The sequence below is a fragment of the Geodermatophilus tzadiensis genome, from assembly GCF_003002915.1.
GTDB lineage: Bacteria > Actinomycetota > Actinomycetes > Mycobacteriales > Geodermatophilaceae > Geodermatophilus > Geodermatophilus tzadiensis.
Window position 1 is genome coordinate 510,375 of sequence record NZ_PVTG01000001.1, and the last position, 16,138, is coordinate 526,512.

17 protein-coding genes are annotated in these 16,138 nt (G+C 76.4%); 6 read left to right on the forward strand and 11 right to left on the reverse strand.

Translation table 11 applies throughout. From position 1 onward, the window contains the following. Positions 1–15 precede the first annotated feature (15 nt). The 4 genes from hemC to LY71_RS02480 all read right to left on the reverse strand — a co-directional run bounded on the left by hemC (position 16) and on the right by LY71_RS02480 (position 3,504). Positions 16–951 carry a hydroxymethylbilane synthase gene (hemC, locus tag LY71_RS02465; RefSeq protein WP_211297095.1) on the reverse strand — a complete coding sequence of 312 codons (936 nt, stop codon included), beginning with the start codon at positions 949–951 and terminating at the stop codon, positions 16–18. Continuing rightward, positions 948–2,339 carry a glutamyl-tRNA reductase gene (locus LY71_RS02470; protein WP_106275345.1) on the reverse strand — a complete coding sequence of 464 codons (1,392 nt, stop codon included), beginning with the start codon at positions 2,337–2,339 and terminating at the stop codon, positions 948–950. Before LY71_RS02470 ends, hemC begins: the two co-directional genes overlap by 4 nt. Next, positions 2,336–3,007: a redox-sensing transcriptional repressor Rex gene (locus tag LY71_RS02475; protein ID WP_106275488.1), complete on the reverse strand. Its 672-nt coding sequence runs from the start codon at positions 3,005–3,007 to the stop codon at positions 2,336–2,338. The genes LY71_RS02470 and LY71_RS02475 overlap by 4 nt, the downstream gene beginning before the upstream one ends. 224 nt (positions 3,008–3,231) lie before the next feature. Further along, positions 3,232–3,504 carry a glutaredoxin family protein gene (locus LY71_RS02480; protein WP_106275346.1) on the reverse strand — a complete coding sequence of 91 codons (273 nt, stop codon included), beginning with the start codon at positions 3,502–3,504 and terminating at the stop codon, positions 3,232–3,234. A gap of 193 nt (positions 3,505–3,697) precedes the next feature. Here LY71_RS02480 and LY71_RS02485 point away from each other — a divergent pair, with 193 nt between their 5' ends. The 3 genes from LY71_RS02485 to LY71_RS02495 all read left to right on the forward strand — a co-directional run bounded on the left by LY71_RS02485 (position 3,698) and on the right by LY71_RS02495 (position 6,537). Further along, positions 3,698–4,309 carry a sigma-70 family RNA polymerase sigma factor gene (locus LY71_RS02485; RefSeq protein WP_106275347.1) on the forward strand — a complete coding sequence of 204 codons (612 nt, stop codon included), beginning with the start codon at positions 3,698–3,700 and terminating at the stop codon, positions 4,307–4,309. Between the two features lie 106 nt (positions 4,310–4,415). Then, positions 4,416–5,543 (forward strand): DUF5667 domain-containing protein, encoded by a 1,128-nt coding sequence (locus tag LY71_RS02490; RefSeq protein WP_106275348.1) that lies wholly within the window; start codon positions 4,416–4,418, stop codon positions 5,541–5,543. 85 nt (positions 5,544–5,628) lie between these two features. Further along, positions 5,629–6,537 (forward strand): HAD family hydrolase, encoded by a 909-nt coding sequence (locus LY71_RS02495; RefSeq protein WP_106275489.1) that lies wholly within the window; start codon positions 5,629–5,631, stop codon positions 6,535–6,537. 110 nt (positions 6,538–6,647) lie between these two features. On the opposite strand, the gene LY71_RS02500 is transcribed toward LY71_RS02495, so the two are convergent. From LY71_RS02500 to proC, 5 genes are all read right to left on the reverse strand, one after another. Continuing rightward, a complete protein-coding gene (locus tag LY71_RS02500; protein WP_106275349.1) occupies positions 6,648–7,553 on the reverse strand; it encodes a lysophospholipid acyltransferase family protein in 906 nt (301 codons plus the stop codon). Further along, positions 7,546–8,664, reverse strand: a complete 1,119-nt coding sequence (locus LY71_RS02505) for an NAD-dependent epimerase/dehydratase family protein (RefSeq protein WP_106275350.1) — start codon at positions 8,662–8,664, stop codon at positions 7,546–7,548. Before LY71_RS02505 ends, LY71_RS02500 begins: the two co-directional genes overlap by 8 nt. Before the next feature lie 10 nt (positions 8,665–8,674). Next, complete coding sequence (locus LY71_RS02510; RefSeq protein ID WP_012854759.1) at positions 8,675–8,773, reverse strand: 30S ribosomal protein bS22; 99 nt, start codon at positions 8,771–8,773, stop codon at positions 8,675–8,677. Between the two features lie 376 nt (positions 8,774–9,149). Further along, entirely contained in the window at positions 9,150–9,491 is a 342-nt protein-coding gene (locus LY71_RS02515; RefSeq protein ID WP_245887606.1) for a helix-turn-helix domain-containing protein, read from the reverse strand. A gap of 252 nt (positions 9,492–9,743) precedes the next feature. Continuing rightward, complete coding sequence (gene proC, locus LY71_RS02520) at positions 9,744–10,562, reverse strand: pyrroline-5-carboxylate reductase (RefSeq protein WP_245887607.1); 819 nt, start codon at positions 10,560–10,562, stop codon at positions 9,744–9,746. A gap of 82 nt (positions 10,563–10,644) precedes the next feature. Here proC and LY71_RS02525 point away from each other — a divergent pair, with 82 nt between their 5' ends. Further along, on the forward strand, positions 10,645–11,214 hold the full coding sequence (locus tag LY71_RS02525; RefSeq protein ID WP_106275352.1) for a type 1 glutamine amidotransferase domain-containing protein: 570 nt from the start codon (positions 10,645–10,647) through the stop codon (positions 11,212–11,214). 24 nt (positions 11,215–11,238) lie between these two features. On the opposite strand, the gene LY71_RS02530 is transcribed toward LY71_RS02525, so the two are convergent. Together LY71_RS02530 and LY71_RS02535 are read right to left on the reverse strand one after the other, a co-directional pair. Beyond that, on the reverse strand, positions 11,239–12,045 hold the full coding sequence (locus tag LY71_RS02530; protein WP_106275491.1) for a hypothetical protein: 807 nt from the start codon (positions 12,043–12,045) through the stop codon (positions 11,239–11,241). Beyond that, positions 12,045–12,989, reverse strand: coding sequence for a Ppx/GppA family phosphatase (locus LY71_RS02535; protein WP_106275353.1), 945 nt, complete (start codon positions 12,987–12,989; stop codon positions 12,045–12,047). Before LY71_RS02535 ends, LY71_RS02530 begins: the two co-directional genes overlap by 1 nt. A gap of 72 nt (positions 12,990–13,061) precedes the next feature. Here LY71_RS02535 and LY71_RS02540 point away from each other — a divergent pair, with 72 nt between their 5' ends. Both LY71_RS02540 and LY71_RS02545 read left to right on the forward strand, forming a co-directional pair. After that, on the forward strand, positions 13,062–13,880 hold the full coding sequence (locus LY71_RS02540; RefSeq protein ID WP_106275354.1) for a DUF3109 family protein: 819 nt from the start codon (positions 13,062–13,064) through the stop codon (positions 13,878–13,880). A 94-nt stretch (positions 13,881–13,974) separates the two neighbouring features. Next, complete coding sequence (locus LY71_RS02545) at positions 13,975–16,137, forward strand: bifunctional MFS transporter/dTMP kinase (protein ID WP_106275355.1); 2,163 nt, start codon at positions 13,975–13,977, stop codon at positions 16,135–16,137. Position 16,138 lies beyond the last annotated feature (1 nt).

The window sequence follows — 16,138 nt, forward strand, 5'->3', positions numbered from 1 at the left end:
GCCCGGCGGAGGGGGTCACCGGGACGCCGCCACCAGCTCGGCGGCGCCGCGGTCGAGCAGCTCGGCGGCGATCTCGCGGCCGAGCCGCTCGGCGTCGCCCACCGGGCCGGTGACCGAGCCGCGGACGCCGTCGCTGCCGTCGAGCGCGGTGACCGAGGCCCGCAGGTAGAGCTCGGGACCGTCGTCGCCCTCGGCCAGCTCCGCGTACGCGGCGACCGGCGCGCTGCACCCGGCCTCCAGCGCGGCGAGCGTGGTGCGCTCGGCGAGCACGCAGGCACGGGTGGCGGCGTCGTCGAGGGCGGCGAGCACCTCCAGTGTGCGCTCGTCGTCGACCCGGCACTCGACGGCCAGCGCGCCCTGGGCGGGGGCGGGCAGCACCTGCAGCGGGTCGAGGGTCTCGGTGATCGTGCCGAGCCGGCCCAGGCGGGCGAGCCCCGCGCGGGCGAGCACGACGGCGTCGAGGTCGCCGGGCACGACGCGGGCCATCCGGGTGTCGACGTTGCCGCGGATCGGCACGACGTCCAGGCCCAGGCCCAGGGCGCGCAGCTGGGCGACCCGGCGGGGGGCGCCGGTGCCCACCCGGGCGCCGGCGGGCAGCTCGCCGAGGGTGAGCCCGTCGCGGGCGACGAGCGCGTCGCGCGGGTCCTCGCGGGGCGGGACGGCGGCCAGCACCAGGCCGGCCTCCGGCGCGGTGGGCAGGTCCTTGTAGCTGTGCACGGCGACGTCGACGGTGCCCTCGAGCAGGGCTTGCCGGATGGCGGTGACGAAGACGCCGGTGCCGCCGAGCTGGGCGATGGCCGCGGCCGACCGGTCGCCCTCGGTGCTGATGTGCACGAGCTCGACCGGCAGCCCGCTGGCCGCGGTGATGGCGTCGGCGACGGCCTGCGACTGGGTGCGGGCCAGCTGGCTGGCGCGGGTGCCCAGCCGCAGCGTGCGGGTGGCGGTGGTCACGCGGCGCCGCCCGGGCGCAGCTCGTCGGGGTCGACGCCGACCGCCTCGGCCAGGTGCGACCCGTCGGCGGGCACCTCGGCGTCGATGCCCAGCCCGAACAGCGCGCGCAGCGCGTCGGCGTAGTCGACGCCGCCCGGGGTGCTGGCCAGCTCCTTGACCCGCACGGTCGGCTCGTGCAGGAGCTTGTCGACGACGCGGCGCACGGTGCGGGTGATCTCGCTGCGGGCGCGGGCGTCGAGGTCGGGCAGGCGGGTCGACAGCCGCAGCAGCTCGGCGTCGACGACCTCGGCGGCCTGGCTGCGCAGCGCCGACACCGTCGGGGCCACGGCGGCGGCCTGCCGCTCGGCGCGCAGCAGCGCGGTCTCGGCCTCGATGAGCGCGTGCGCCGCCGAGACGTCGTCGGCACCGACGGCGCCGGCCTCCGGGTCGGCGCCGGTCGCCGGGCGGTCGCCGTGCAGGAGGGCGCCGTTGCGCTCGCCCTGCAGCAGGGCCAGGTCGACGACGTGCACGCCGGGCAGCGCGGCCACGCCGGGGTCGACGTCGCGGGGCAGCGCCAGGTCGACGACGGCCAGCGGGCGGCCGGGGCGGCCGGCCATCGCGGTGGCGACGGCGTCGGTGGAGACGACCAGGCCGGTGGCGCCGGTGCAGGTGACCAGCACGTCGACGTCGGCGATGGCCTGCGGCAGGTCGGCGAGCTCGGCGGTGCCGCCGTCGACGGCCGCGGCCAGCCGGGCCGCCGACTCCGGGGAGCGGCTGGCGACGGTGACCAGCGCCCCGCGGCGGGAGAGCGTGGTGGCGGCGAGCGCGCCCATGGAGCCGGCGCCGACGACCAGCACCGGGCGGCCGGCCAGCGGGCCGACACGGGCCTCGGCGCGGTCGAGGGAGACGGTCACCAGCGACTGGCCGGCCCGGTCGATGCCGGTCTCGGCGTGCACCCGCTTGCCCACCCGCAGGGCGTGCTGGGCCACCGGGTGCAGGGCGCGGGCGACCGTGCCCTCCTCCTGGGCGAGGGCGTAGGCGGTGCGCAGCTGGCCGAGCACCTGGGTCTCGCCAACGACCATGGAGTCCAGGCCGGCGGCCACGGTGAACAGGTGGGCGACGGCCTGGTCCTCGTAGTGGACGGTGACGTAGGGCGAGAGCTCCTCGACGGTGGCGCCGGCCTGGCGGGCGAGCACCCGGCTGACCTCGGCGACGCCGCCGTGGAAGCGGTCGACCTCGGCGAAGACCTCCACCCGGTTGCAGGTGGCCAGCACCAGCGCCTCGCTGACGTGGTCGCTGCCGACCAGCTCGTGCAGCGCCTTGACCTGGTCGTCGCGGGTCATGGCGAACTGCTCGAGCAGCGCGACCGGCGCGGTCTGGTGGCTGATGCCGACGGCGAGCAGGCTCATGCCATCCCCCCGGCGGGGGTGAGGACGGTCGCGGCCGGGCCGCGCTGCTTGTCGAGGAACGCGAGGACCTGGAGCTCGACGGAGAGGTCGACCTGGCGGACGTCGACCCCCGCGGGCGCGGTGAGCGCCACCGGTGCGAAGTTCAAGATGCTCCTCACCCCGGCCGAGGTCAGCCGGTCGCAGACCCGCTGGGCCACCTCGGCCGGTGTCGCGATGACCCCGATCGTCGCCCGGGTGGCGGTGACGACCTCGTCGAGCTCCTCCATCGGGCGGACCACCCGGCCGCCGACCTCCTGGCCGACGCGGGCCGGCGAGGCGTCGAACAGGCCGACGAACTCGAACCCGCGGCTGCCGAAGCCGCCGTAGCCGGCCAGCGCCGAACCGAGGTTGCCCAGCCCGACCAGCACGCAGGCGTGCGCGGTCTCCATCCCGAGCACCCCGGCGATGCGGTCGCGCAGGGTGGCCACCTCGTAGCCCACCCCGCGGGTGCCGCAGGGCCCGAGGTGCGAGAGGTCCTTGCGCAGCCCCGCCGGGTTGACGCCGGCCGCCGAGGCCAGCTCACCGGAGGAGACGGTGCCGCGACCGCCGTCGGCGAGGCTGCTGAGCACCCGCAGGTACACGGCCAGGCGCGCGACGGTGGCCTCCGGGATCCGGGGCCGCGACTGCATCACGGGTCCACTCCACAGCGGTCGCGCCCGGACGACGGCGGGAGCCGAGGGGGGCGGACGACATCGGGGATCCGGGCGGACGACCGCCCGGCGTCTGCCACGGTAACCGCTTGTGAACGCAGGAACAAAGTCGCGGCGACCGCACCGGCCGCCTGGCCAGCAGGGACGCGCGGTGCTGTGTCCGACACCATAGCCGGACGGGACCGGGTCGGCGCGCGCCGGGCCTAGCCGAGCCCCAGGTCGCGGCGCAGCCGCGGGACGTCGACGGTGAAGTAGGAGTGCTCGCGGCCGTTGAGAAGCACCACCGGCACGCGGTCGCCGTACTCGGCGCGCAGGTCGGGGTCGGTGTCGACGTCGACCTCGCGACTGGCCACCCCCGCCTCGGCGGCGATCCGGGCCACCGTCTCGGCGGCGGCCACGCACAGGTGGCAGCCCTCGCGGGTGAGCAGCTCCAGCCTCGGCGGTGCCGCGCCCGTGGCGGCTGCGGACGTGTTCACGGCGCCTCCTCCCGGCCGCTGCACCCGCTTCCCGGGGGAGGCGCGGGAGCGACCGGCCGACGTGGACGGTTCGCAGTCATGTTGTCACCATGGGACACGACCCGCAGCAGCGCGGGCACCCGCCGAACCGGGAGCGACCCCCGTCGGGCGAGCCGCCGCGGCTCGGCTGGCCGACGAGGAGGTCGACGCCCGCATGCCGCAGCCGCGCCCGGTGGACGACGGCGCGCTCGCGGCCCTCGAGGAGGAGCTGCCGGCCGACGGGGTCGACGTCTGGGGCCTGGTCCGCCGCGCCCAGGACGGCGACGCCGAGGCGTTCGGGCAGCTCTACGACCACTACGTGACGGTGGTGCACCGCTACCTGCTGCACCGGGTGGGCGACCGGGCGCTGGCCGAGGACTTCACCAGCGAGACCTTCGTGCGGGCGCTGCGGCGCATCGACTCGCTGTCGTTCCAGGGCCGCGACGTCGGTGCCTGGCTGGTGACGATCGCCCGCAACATCGTCCGCGACCACGTGAAGAGCAGCCGCTTCCGGCTGGAGGTCACCACCGCCGACATGCGCGACGCCGACCGGGCCACCGACGGCGTCGAGGACGCCGTCGTCGCCCGGCTGACCACCGAGCAGCTGCTGGCCTGCGTCCGGCAGCTGGGCAGCGAGCAGCAGGAGTGCATCTCGCTGCGGTTCCTGCAGGGCCTGTCGGTGTCGGAGACCGCCGCGGTGATGGGCAAGAAGGACGGCGCGGTCAAGGCCCTGCAGCACCGGGCGGTGCGCCGCCTGGCGAGCCTGCTGCCGGAGGGGCTGCGGTGACGGTCGGGGATCCCGGGGTCGCCCCCGACAGGGACCCCGTATCGGCTCGGGAGCGGCCTCGTTGCTCCGGTCGACGACGTCCCGACCGACGCACCGGAGGACCCGGGTGAACCCCTCGCACGACGCCGCGGGCAGCCGCCGCGCGTCCGTGCGGGACCGCGAGGAGGCCCTGGAGACCCGCCTGCGGGCGCTGGCCGCCGACCTCGACACCGGGCCGGCACCGGACTTCCGCGCCGCCACGCGCGCCCGGCTGGTCGCGATGGCCGCCGTCCGCCCGCGCGGGCCCGTGCCGCGCCGCGGCCTGCGCGCCCTCCTCGGGCCGCGCCGCGCCGCCCGGCGCTCCCGGCTGACCGCCGCGGTGGCCGGCGCGGCGCTGGCGGCCACCGCGACGGGCGCGCTGGTCGCGCTGTCGGCCGACGCCCGGCCCGGGGACGCGCTCTACGGGCTCAAGCGCGGCACGGAGCAGACGGAGCTGGCGCTGGCCGGCGACGAGCGGGGCCCGACGCTGCTGGAGCTCGCCTCGACGCGGCTGCAGGAGCTCGACGGGCTGGTGGACGGCGGCGCCCCGGCCCCGGTCGTCCGCGACACGCTCGCCACGATGGACGCGCAGACCACCGAGGGCGCCGCGCTCGTGTCCACCGCCGCGCTGGACGCCCGGGACGCCGCGCCGCTGTCGGCGCTCGGCGACTGGGCACGGCAGCAGGGTGCCGGGCTCGCCGACCTGCGGCCCACGCTGCCCGGCGGCGCGGCCACCGACTCGATCGACCTGGTGGGCCGGATCGGGGCCCGCGCCCAACGGTTGCGGACGGCGCTGGCCTGCCCCGCCGGCCCGGCCATCAGTGGCCGCGACGAGCTGGGCCCGGTGCCCGCGCCGTGCGCCGCCCCCGAGGCGCCGGTGCCGACGACCCCGTCCGCGGTCCCGGCCGACCCCGGCACCCCGACCGGCGACTCCCCCGCGGGCGAGGTGTCCCCCGCCGCGCCACCCCCGGGGCCCGCGGCGCCCTCCGGTGGGAGCAGCGGCGGGGCGGCCGGCTCCGGGCCGGCACCGGACGGGTCGGCGCCCACGGGCAGCGCCCCGGCGCCGTCGACGACCACGCCCGACGGCGGTCCGGTGCCCTCCCTCCCGGTGCCCGGAGGGGGCGGCACGGCCCCGTCCCCGTCGCCGACCAGCACTCCCCCGCCGGTCCTCGACACCCCGCTGCCGACCTGCCTGCTGCCGCCGGTCCTCTGCTGAGGTCCCGCTCCGGAGGGGCCGCGCGCCCCCGCTAGGGTCGCGGGCGGTGTCCCCCCGCGGGGAGCGACGGACCAGGGAGGTGGCGGTGCCGCGACTGCCGTTCCGCAGGCGCGGTGCGCGGGCTGCCGACCCCCATGTCGAGGAGGAGATCCGGGCCCACGTCGCCGGCGTCGCCTCCGCGGCGGCCGCCGAGGTCGAGCCGATCCCCGCCGTCGTCCACGACCGCACCGCGGCCGCGTTCTTCGACGTCGACAACACGATGATGATGGGCGCCTCGCTGTTCTGGTTCGCCCGCGGCCTGGCCTCCCGCAAGTACCTGACCTCGCGGGACATCGCCCGCTTCGCGTGGCAGCAGGCCAAGTTCCGCGTGGCCGGCAACGAGAGCGCCGGCGACATGCTCACCATCCGCGAGACGGCCCTGGCCTTCGTCGCCGGCCGGGAGGTCGCCGAGATCGTCGACGCCGGCGAGGAGATCTACGACGAGCTGATGGCCGACCGGATCTGGTCGGGCACCCGCAACCTCGCCCAGCAGCACCTCGATGCCGGCCAGCGGGTGTGGCTGGTGACCGCGACGCCGGTCGAGCTGGCGCGGATCATCGCCCACCGGCTGGGTCTGACCGGCGCCCTGGGCACCGTGTCCGAGGTGGTGGAGGGCCGCTACACCGGCCGGCTCGTGGGCGAGCTCATGCACGGCGAGGCGAAGGCCGAGGCCGTGCGCGCGCTGGCCGAGCGCGAGGGCCTGGACCTGGGCCGCTGCACCGCGTACAGCGACTCGGCCAACGACCTGCCCATGCTGTCGCTCACCGGCACGGCGATCGCGGTCAACCCCGACACCGAGCTGCGCGCCGTCGCCCGCTCGCGCGGCTGGACGATCCGCGACTTCCGCACCGGACGCAAGGCCGCCCGGATCGGCGTGCCCACGGTGGCGGCCGCGGCCCTCACCGGCGGCGTCGTCGGTGGCGCCCTCGCCCTCCGCCGCCGCCGGCTCGTCTGAGGAGCGGCCCCGGCGGGAGTGCGCTCCTCGGGGTCACCCGGACCTCCGACGCCCCGGGGAGTGCCCGCTCGGCGGCCCCGCGGATCACGTCGGGTGCACGGGCGTCCGGCTCAGGAGAAGACGGAGCTCCGCTGGAGCAGCAGCTGGTAGATCGACTGCTGGATGGTCTCGCGGACCTGGTCGGTCAGGTTGAACACCAGCATCGGGTCCTCGGCGGCCGCGGGCCCGTAGGACGCCGTCTCGATCGGCTCACCGAACGCGATCAGCCACTTCGACGGCAGCGGCACCAGACCGAGCGGGCCCAGCGCCGGGAACGTCGGCGTGATCGGGAAGTAGGGCAGGCCGAGGAGCCGGGCGACGGTCCTGGCGTTGCCGACCATCGGGTAGATCTCCTCGGCGCCGACGATCGCGCAGGGGACGATCGGCTTGCCGGTGCGCAGTGCGGCCGTGACGAAACCACCGCGGCCGAAGCGCTGCAGGGTGTACCGGTCGCGGAACGGCTTGCCGATCCCCTTGAACCCCTCGGGGAAGACGCCGACCAGCTCGTCGCCGCACAGCAGCCGCTCGGCGTCCTCGCTGCAGGCCAGCGTGGCGCCGAACTTGCGGGCGAACTCGCCGACGATGGGCAGGTCGAACACCAGGTCGGCGCCCAGCAGCCGGAACCGCCGCTGTGCCGGGTGGTCGTCGTGCAGCGCGACGGTGGTCATCAGCGCGTCGACCGGCACCGTCCCGGAGTGGTTGGCCACCACCAGGGCGCCACCGGAGGTGGGGACGTTCTCGATCCCGTGGGTCTCCACCCGGAACCACCGGCGGAACAGCGGCCGCAGCAGCGGCAGCAGCACGTGGTCGGTGAGGTCGGGGTCGAAGCCGAACTCGTCGGTGGCGTACTCGCCGGTCAGCCGGCGCCGGAGGAACTCGACCCCGCCGACCACCTGCTCGTCCCAGCTCGGCTCCCCGGCCGGCGGGACGTGCGACTCGTCGTCGGGACGCAGCTGGATGACCCGGGCCTCAGGCATCGCGCACCGCCCGCAGGCCCGGCGCCGCCGGGGCCGGCCGCAACCGGCCGTGCACCGTCGAGCCGACCGAGGCGGCCACCGACCCGGCCCGGGAGACCACCTCCTCGACGCCGGCGGCGAGCTCGCCGATCAGGTCGGGCGGCACCACCGGCGACACCGTCTGGGCGTAGTCGGCCAGCGCCGCCTCGGTGGTGTAGCGCGGCGTGTAGCCGAACTCGGTGCGCAGCACGGTCGTGTCGACGACCCGGCCGAAGTTGAGGAAGCGCATCTGTTCCGGGGAGTAGTCGACGAAGCCGAACCGGCGGGTGAGCCGGCCCAGGGAGCCCAGCGCGGGCGAGGGTACGGGCAGCTGCAGGCGGCCCAGCCGGCGGATGACCTGCGAGAGCAGCAACGTGCCGGTCCCCCCGACGTTGACCGTGCCGGTGAAGTCACCGGTGGTGGCGCGGGTGAGCACGCCGAGCGCGTCGGCCTCGTGCAGCAGCTGCACGCGGGCGTCGTAGCCCAGCGCCGTGGGGACCACCGGCATGCGCAGGAACCCGGTGAGCACCGAGTCGATGCGCGGGCCGATGAAGTTGGTGAACCGCAGGGCGGCGACCCCGACGTCGGGACGGCGGCGCGAGAACGACCGCACGTAGCCCTCGATGTCGAGGCTGTCCTTGGCGAAACCGCCCGCGGGCACCCGCCGGGCCTGCATCGTCTCGGTGAAGACGGCCGGGTCGCGCGGCGAGGCGCCGTAGACGGCGCTGGTGGACTTGAGCACCAGCCGGCGCACCGAGGGGGCGCGCTGGCAGGCGGCCAGGAGCTGCATCGTGCCGATGACGTTGAGCTCCTTCATCGGCCCACGCCCGCCGGAGCCGGCGGGCGTGGAGCTGATGTTCATGTGCACGACGGTGTCGACCGCGGCGGTGCTGATGACCTTGCCGATCAGCGGGTTGCGGATGTCCGCGCGCACGAACTCGGTGCGACCGAGGCTGCGGAGCAGGTCCGCCGACGGGGGGACGGTGTCCACCCCGATCACCCGCTCGACGGCGGGGTCGCGAGCCAGCTCGGCCGCCAGGGCACCCCCCAGCCACCGGCTGACACCGGTGACCAGGACGACGGCAGGCGGCACGAGCGTCAGCTCACTTCTTGTTGCGACGCTGCACGCGGGTCTTCTTGAGCAGCTTGCGGTGCTTCTTCTTCGCCATCCGCTTGCGCCGCTTCTTGATGACCGAACCCATGTCCTGCTCCCGACGTCGTGGCCGCGGGGCGCCGGCCGGTGACCGCAGGGGGCGGAACCGGGCGCCACGCGAGTGTGGATCAGCTCGTGTGCGACGGCTCCGGCCGGGGCCGGGGTGTCGCTCGGCGCCCGAGCCTACCCGGCGCCCCCGTGGCGACGCTGCCACGGGAACCGGCCGGGTGGATCTCCCTCTGGCGAGGGGGTGGAACGGCCTCCCTGCAGGGGCCCGCGCCGAGCGGAGCGAGGCGTGCGGGCCAGGGAGCGGCCCCTCCGCAGGGTCCCGCCGCGAGCGTGCGAGCGGCGGGGGGCAGAGGATGGCCTCCCTGCAGGGGCCCGCGCCGAGCGGAGCGAGGCGTGGGGGGCAGGGAGGTCCTTTCTCAGGCGATGTCGGTGTAGGCGTCGCGCAGGTAGTCCTGGACGGCGCGCTCGGGCACCCGGAAGGAGCGGCCGACGCGGACGGCGGACAGCTCGCCGGCGTGGACGAGGCGGTACACGGTCATCTTCGAGACGCGCATCATGCTGGCGACCTCGGCGACGGTGAGGAAGGTGACGGCGGCGCGGGGCTGCGGGACGACCGCGCGGCCGACCGGGACGGCAGCCGGGTGCTGCGGGCCGACGGGGCGGGCCATGGCGGCGGCCGGGATCGGGCGGGCCATCGGACGCGGGCCGGGGACGGCCGGGCGGACGTAGGCGGCGTTGGTGCGCTGGGGCATGGTCATGATCAGTTCTCCGGACCTAGCACGCGTCGGGCGTCGGCTTCCCCACCGACTACGGGACACGCACGTGCTGATACAGAGAGTAGGGGGACCGGCGTGACAGAAGCGATGGAAGAAACGGACAGGGGGAACGGTCCGTCCTAGGCAGAACTACACCTAGGCAACTCGCTTCCCAGCCGTACCGGCGCGTCGGCAAGACATCGTGTCGACTTGGTGACGCTGCGTCCCCCCACCGGCCCCGCCGCCGCGTTACCGTCACCGGCTCCCGTCGGCCCGGCCGAGCTCGACCGAGCGCTGCGCCGCCGCCTCGATGGCGGCGATGAGTGCCGAGCGCACCGAGTGCCGCTCCAGCTCGCGGATCCCGGCGATCGTCGTCCCGCCCGGGCTGCTGACGGCGTCGCGCAGCTGGGCCGGGTGCTGACCGGACTCGCGCAGCATCACCGCCGAGCCCAGCGCCGTCTGCACCACCAGCTCCGTGGTGAGCGCCCGCGGCAGGCCCAGCAGCACGCCGGCGTCGACCATGGCCTCGACCAGGTAGAAGAAGTACGCCGGGCCGCTGCCCGACAGCGCCGTCACCGCGTCCTGCTGGTACTCGGGCACCCGGGCCACCCGGCCGACGGTGGCCAGCAGCGCCGCCGCCTCGTCGAGCTCCGGCTCACCGGCCGACGCCCCGGCCGACAGCACGCTCATCCCCTCGTCGACCAGCGCGGGCGTGTTGGGCATGACCCGCACCACCGGCACCCCCGACGGCAGCGCGGCCTCGATGGTGGCGGTGGAGATGCCCGCGGCGATGCTCACCACCAGGTGGCCGGTGTCCACCGACGGCGCCAGCAGGCCGAGCAGGCCGGGCAGGTCCTGCGGCTTGACCGCCAGCAGCAGCACCCGCGCCCGGGCCGCGGCCTCCGCCAGCCCGACGACGGCCACCCCGTAGCGCTCGGCGAGCTCGGCGCCCCGCTCGGGGTGCCGCTCGCAGACGACGACCCCCTCGGGACCCGACCGCCGCACCAACCCCGCCAGCAGCGCCTCGCCCATCTTGCCGCCGCCGAGGACCGCCAGTCCCTGCCGCTCTCCCACGTGGTCCTCCTCGCTCCCGGTGTCGCCCGGACCGTAGTGCCGGCGGGTGTGCCACCCGGACGCCCCGGGTAGCCGCCGCCGCATGGCAGGAGAACTGGACGGGATGAAGGTGGCCGTGCTCGCGACCGACGGCGTCGAGCAGGTCGAGCTCGAGCGGCCGTGGCAGACCCTGGAGGAGGCCGGGGCCGAGCCGGAGCTGGTGTCGCTCGAGAGCGGGACGATCACCGCTTTCCAGCACATCGACCGGGGCGAGGACAAGAAGGTCGACGCGGTGGTCAGCGTGGCCGACCCCGAGGACTACGCGGCGCTGGTCCTGCCCGGCGGCGTCATCAACGGCGACTTCATCCGGGCCGACGCCGACGCCGTCGCCTTCGTCAAGGCGTTCTTCGACGCGGACAAGCCGGTCGCCGCGATCTGTCACGCACCGTGGGTGCTCGCCGAGGCCGACGTCGTCCGCGGCCGGCGGATGACGTCGTGGCCCTCGCTGCAGACCGACCTGCGCAACGCCGGCGCCACGTGGGTCGACGAGGAGGTCGTCGTCGACGGCAACCTGGTCACCAGCCGCAACCCCGACGACCTCGACGCCTTCGGCGCCGCGATCGTCGAGCAGTTCGCCTCGGCGTCGTCCGACGGGGACGACGAGGACGAGTGAGCCGGCCGGGCTGCCCGTCCCGCCTCAGGTGGCGGCGGCGAGCAGCCCGGCGGCCGGGGCGATGGTGAGCAGCGTGCCGGCGAACACCAGGACGGCGACCAGGCGCACGCCGACGGGCTCGCGGCCGGTGCGCTGCCGCCAGGCGGCGACGCCGGCGACCAGGCCGGTGACCGCCAGCGGGACGAGCACCACCGCCACCTGGGGCACCTGCTCCCAGACGACCGTGGCCAGGAAGTAGATCCCCACGCCCGCGGCGAGGGCCAGCACCAGCTCGCCGGCGAAGCGCAGCCAGGCGACCACGCCCTCCTTGGCGCCGAGCGGCTCGTCCTCGAGCACCGCGGCCTCGTCCCCGCGGACGACCGGGATCGGGCCGGTGGCCGGCGCGGGGGCGCCGGGCACGCCGGGCTTGCCGCCGGTGGGCCGCAGCCCCGGGATGGCCGCCGTCGACGGCTCGACCGCGCCCGTGGCGGCGGCGGCACCGCGGCCGGTGACCCGTCCCGTGTCGCGGGACACCCGGCCGGTGTCCCGGGGGACGCGGCCGGTGTCGCGGTCGGTGCGGGCCGGGTGCGGCGCGTCGGCGACCCGGCCGGTGTCCCGCGACAGCCGGCCGGTCTCGGACACCCGCCCGGTGTCGCCGATCCGGCGGCCGGGGTTGGGCCGGTCGGCGCCGGCGTCGGTGTCGGCCTCGCGGCGGCGCTGCCGGATCGGCGTCTCGCCGGTCTCCTCCCCGCGGCGCCGGCGGACGCTGCGGGGGGCCTCGATGCCGGCCTCGCGCAGGATGTCGGCGAGCGGCCGGCCGCCGGTCTCGGGGTCGTTCCTGGGGTGGGCCATCACGCACTTCCCAACGAGTCGAGTCGCCGGAGGATGACGCCCTCCCGCAGCGCCCACGGGCAGATCCGCACGGAGGGTAGATCCAGGGCCTGCATCGCCGCCTGCGCCACGGCCGCGCCGGCCGGCACCTGGTGGGCGCGGTCGGGCGACACGCCGCGCAGCTCGGCCAGCGCCCGCGACTCGATCCGCGACACGAAGCCGATCAGCTGGCCCAGCCCGTCGGCGGTGAGCTCCCGCGGCACCCGCAGCCCCGCCGAGTAGGGCGCGGCGCCGGTCAGCCGGGCCAGCGTCCGGAAGGTCTTGCTGGTGGCCGCGACCAGGTCGGGCGGCCCGGCGTGCCGCAGCTTCTTGGCGGCGGGCCGGAGCACGTCTGCGGCGTGCTCGGTCAGCGCCTCGAGCGCGGCGAGGTCGGGGCGCCCGCCGGTGGCGGCCTCGGGCAGGAAGCGGCGGGTCATCCGGCCGGCGCCCAGCGGCACCGACAGCGCGACGTCGGGGTCCTCGTCCACGCCGCTGGCCAGCTCCAGCGAGCCGCCGCCGATGTCGAGCACGAGCAGCCGCCCGGCGCTCCAGCCGTACCACCGGCGGGCGGCGAGGAAGGTCAGCCGGGCCTCCTCCTCGCCGCTGGTCACCTGCAGCCGGACGCCGGTGCGCTGCCGGACCCGGTCGAGCACCTCCATGCCGTTGCGGGCCTCGCGGATGGCGGAGGTGACCAGCGCGAGGACCTCCTCGCAGCCGAGCTTCTCGGCCTGGTCGCAGGCCTTCTGCACGGCCTTGACGAGCGCCTTCTCCCCCTCCTTGGACAGCACGTCGTCGTCGCCGACGTGCTCGGCCAGGCGCAGCAGCCACCGGTCGTCGTGCTGCGCGGTGGGGTGACCGCCGCGGTGCGCGTCGACCACCAGCAGGTGGACGGTGTTCGAGCCGACGTCCAGCACCCCGAGCCGCATGCGGTCAGTCTGCCGGGCGGCCGACGCCCGGGCCGCACCGTCCCCGGACGAGGGCCTCCCTACCCTGGGGCGGTGCCGGACGTGCCCCCCGAGGTCGACCTCGACTTCGCCCGCGAGTGGGTGGAGTTCCCCGACCCCGCCGACCCGCGGCACGTCGTCCGCGCGGACCTGACCTGGCTGGCCTCGGCCTGGACCTGCGTGTTCGGCCGCGGCTGCGCCGGCGTCGTCCCCGGCCGGCCCGACGACGGCTGCTGCAGCCACGGGGCCTTCTTCAGCGACGAGGACGACCTGCTGCGGGTGACCGCCGCCGTCGCCGACCTCGCCGACGAGGACTGGCAGCTCGCCCCGGTCGGCCGCGGCGCCTGGACCGAGGAGGACTCCGCCGACGACGACTCCTCCGACGAGGGCGGCGTCCGCTCGCTGCGCACCCGCCTCGTCGACGGCGCCTGCGTCTTCCTCAACCGGCCCGGCTTCCCCGGCGGCACCGGGTGCGCGCTGCACCGGATGGCGCTGCGGGAGGAGCTGCACCCGCTGACCACGAAGCCCGACGTCTGCTGGCAGCTGCCGGTGCGCCGGGAGCAGGAGGAGGTCGAGCGGCCCGACGGCAGCACCGTGCTGGTCAGCACGGTCGGCGAGTTCGACCGCCGCGGGTGGGGCCCGGGCGGCGCGGACCTGCACTGGTGGTGCACCGGCTCCCCCGCCGCGCACGTGTCCCCCGAGCCGCTGGTGCTCACCTACGGGCCGGAGCTCACCGCGCTGCTCGGCCCGGCGGCGTACGACGAGCTGCGCCGGCTGACCGAGGCCCGGCTCGACCAGGGGCTCGTCGCCCCGCACCCCGCCAGCCCGGCGCCGGTGCCCCTGACGCTGTCCCGGCGCCGGCCCGCCGGCTGAGCGCGACGCCCCGGCGGGTGACGGGAGGGCCCTGCCGGACCGGTCCGGCCACTACCCTCCACCCGACGACCGCGACGACCGGACGGCGAGGACTGTGAGCGACCGACAGGCGGCGAGCGCGGGCGCACACCCGGCGGGGCCGTCGGCCGGCGACCGTGTCCCGGACAACGCGCTCCGCGCCCTGGTGCGGATCCCGGTCTTCCGGCGCCTGTGGGCGGCGGTCGCCGTCTCCAGCCTCGGCGACTGGCTCGGCCTGCTGGCCACGACCGCGATGGCCCAGCAGCTCACCGCGGACCAGTCGACGGCGGTGCAGGGTGCGGCGATCTCCGGCGTCATCCTCACCCGGCTGCTGCCCGACCTGCTCCTCGGCCCGCTCGCCGGAGCGCTCGCCGACCGGCTCGACCGGCGCACCACCGTCGTCGTCGGCGAGCTGCTGGCCGCGGGGCTGTACCTGTCCATCGCGGTCAGCTACGAGCTGACCTGGCTCTACGCCGCCCAGTTCCTCGTCGAGGCGGTCGGGCTGTTCACCAACCCGGCCAAGCAGGCGATCTGGGTGGCGATCGTCCCGCGGGAGCGGCTGGCGGTGGCCAACCAGGTGTCGCTGTTCAGCGTCTACGGCGCCGTCCCGGTCGCCGCGCTGCTGTTCGCGCTGCTGTCCACCGTCAGCCGGGTCTTCCCCGGCGCCGAGGACGGGGGCGACGCGCGGACGGCGATCGTCGTCGCGCTGGTGTTCAACGCCGCCAGCTTCCTCGTCTCGGCCACCACCGTGCTGCTCTCCCGGCAGCTGATCCCGCCCACGGCCACCGACCGCGAGGCGCCGGCCAACGTCTTCTCCCTGGTGGTCGAGGGCGTCTCGTTCCTCCGCGGCCAGCCGCTGATGCGCGCGCTGTACGTCGGGGTCATCGGCGCGTTCGGCGCCGGCGGGCTGATCATCGGCGTCGCCCAGCTCTACATCGCCACCCTCGACGCCGGTGCGGCCGGCTACGGCGTGGTCTTCGGCATCGTCTTCACCGGCCTGGCGCTGGGCATGCTGACCGGCCCGCGCATCCTGCCCACGGTGCCGCGGCGCACCCTGTTCGCCCGCTCGATCGGGCTGGCCGGGCTGGCGCTGCTGGCCATGTCGCTGCTGCAGGAGTTCGTCCTGGCCGCCGCGGCGGCCTTCCTCGTGGGCCTGTTCGCCGGGGTCTCCTGGATCATCGGCTACACGCTGATCGGCTTCGAGGTCGAGGACCGGCTGCGCGGGCGGGTGTTCGCCTTCGTCATCTCCTCGGTGCGCATCGTGCTGCTGCTCGCCGTCGCCGTCGGCCCGGGGCTGGCCGGCCTGCTCGGCACGCACGACCTGCGCGTCGGCCGGCTGGTGCTCACCCTCACCGGGCCGGGGCTGACGCTGCTCATCGGCGGCGTCCTCGCGCTGCTGGTCAGCGCCTACGCCGTCCGCCAGGTGGCGCCGCGCGGTCGCTCGCGCACCCGGCTGCGCGACGTGCTGCGGCTGCTGTGGGGCAGCTCGGACATCCTGTCGGCCTCCTCCAGCAGCACCGGCCTGTTCGTCGTCGTCGAGGGTGCCGACCGCGACCTCACCCGCCGCTACACCGCCGACCTGGCGCGGGTGCTGGGGGACGGCGGCCGCCCGGTCGTGGCCACCCACGAGCCCAGCGACACCGCCCTCGGCCGGCAGGTGCGCCAGCTGCTCTACCCCCCGGCGCCCGCGGCGGGCTCCTCGGTGACCGACGGCGAGGGCCACCCGGTGGCCGCCTACACCGCCGCGCTGCTGGCCGCGGCCGACCGCGCCGAGCACGTGGCCACGGTGATCCGGCCGGCGCTGCGGCGGCGCGAGGTCGTGGTGTGCAACCACTACGTGGACACCTCGATCGCCTTCCACGGCGCCGGGCAGGGCCTCGACGCCGACCGCATCTTCCGCACCTCGCTGTGGGCCACCCGCGGCCTCCTGCCCGACCTCACCGTCGTCGTCGACTCACCCGTCACGGTGGGTCCCGACGGCGCCGACGCCGACGCCGTCCGCGCGGCGTTCCTGGCGCAGGCCGAGGCCGCCCCCGACCGCTACGTCGTCGTCCCCGGCGAGCTGCTGGGCGACGACCCCGGCGGGCTGGTCTCCGACGTCGTCCGGCGGCGGCTCACCACGCTGCTGACCCAGCGCTACCCCGAGTCGGGCGAGACCCGGTCCGACGGCGCCGCCGGTGCGGCCGACCCGCCGGTGGGCGCTGCGCGCACGGGCGCCGGGGGCGGCTCCGTACGCTGAC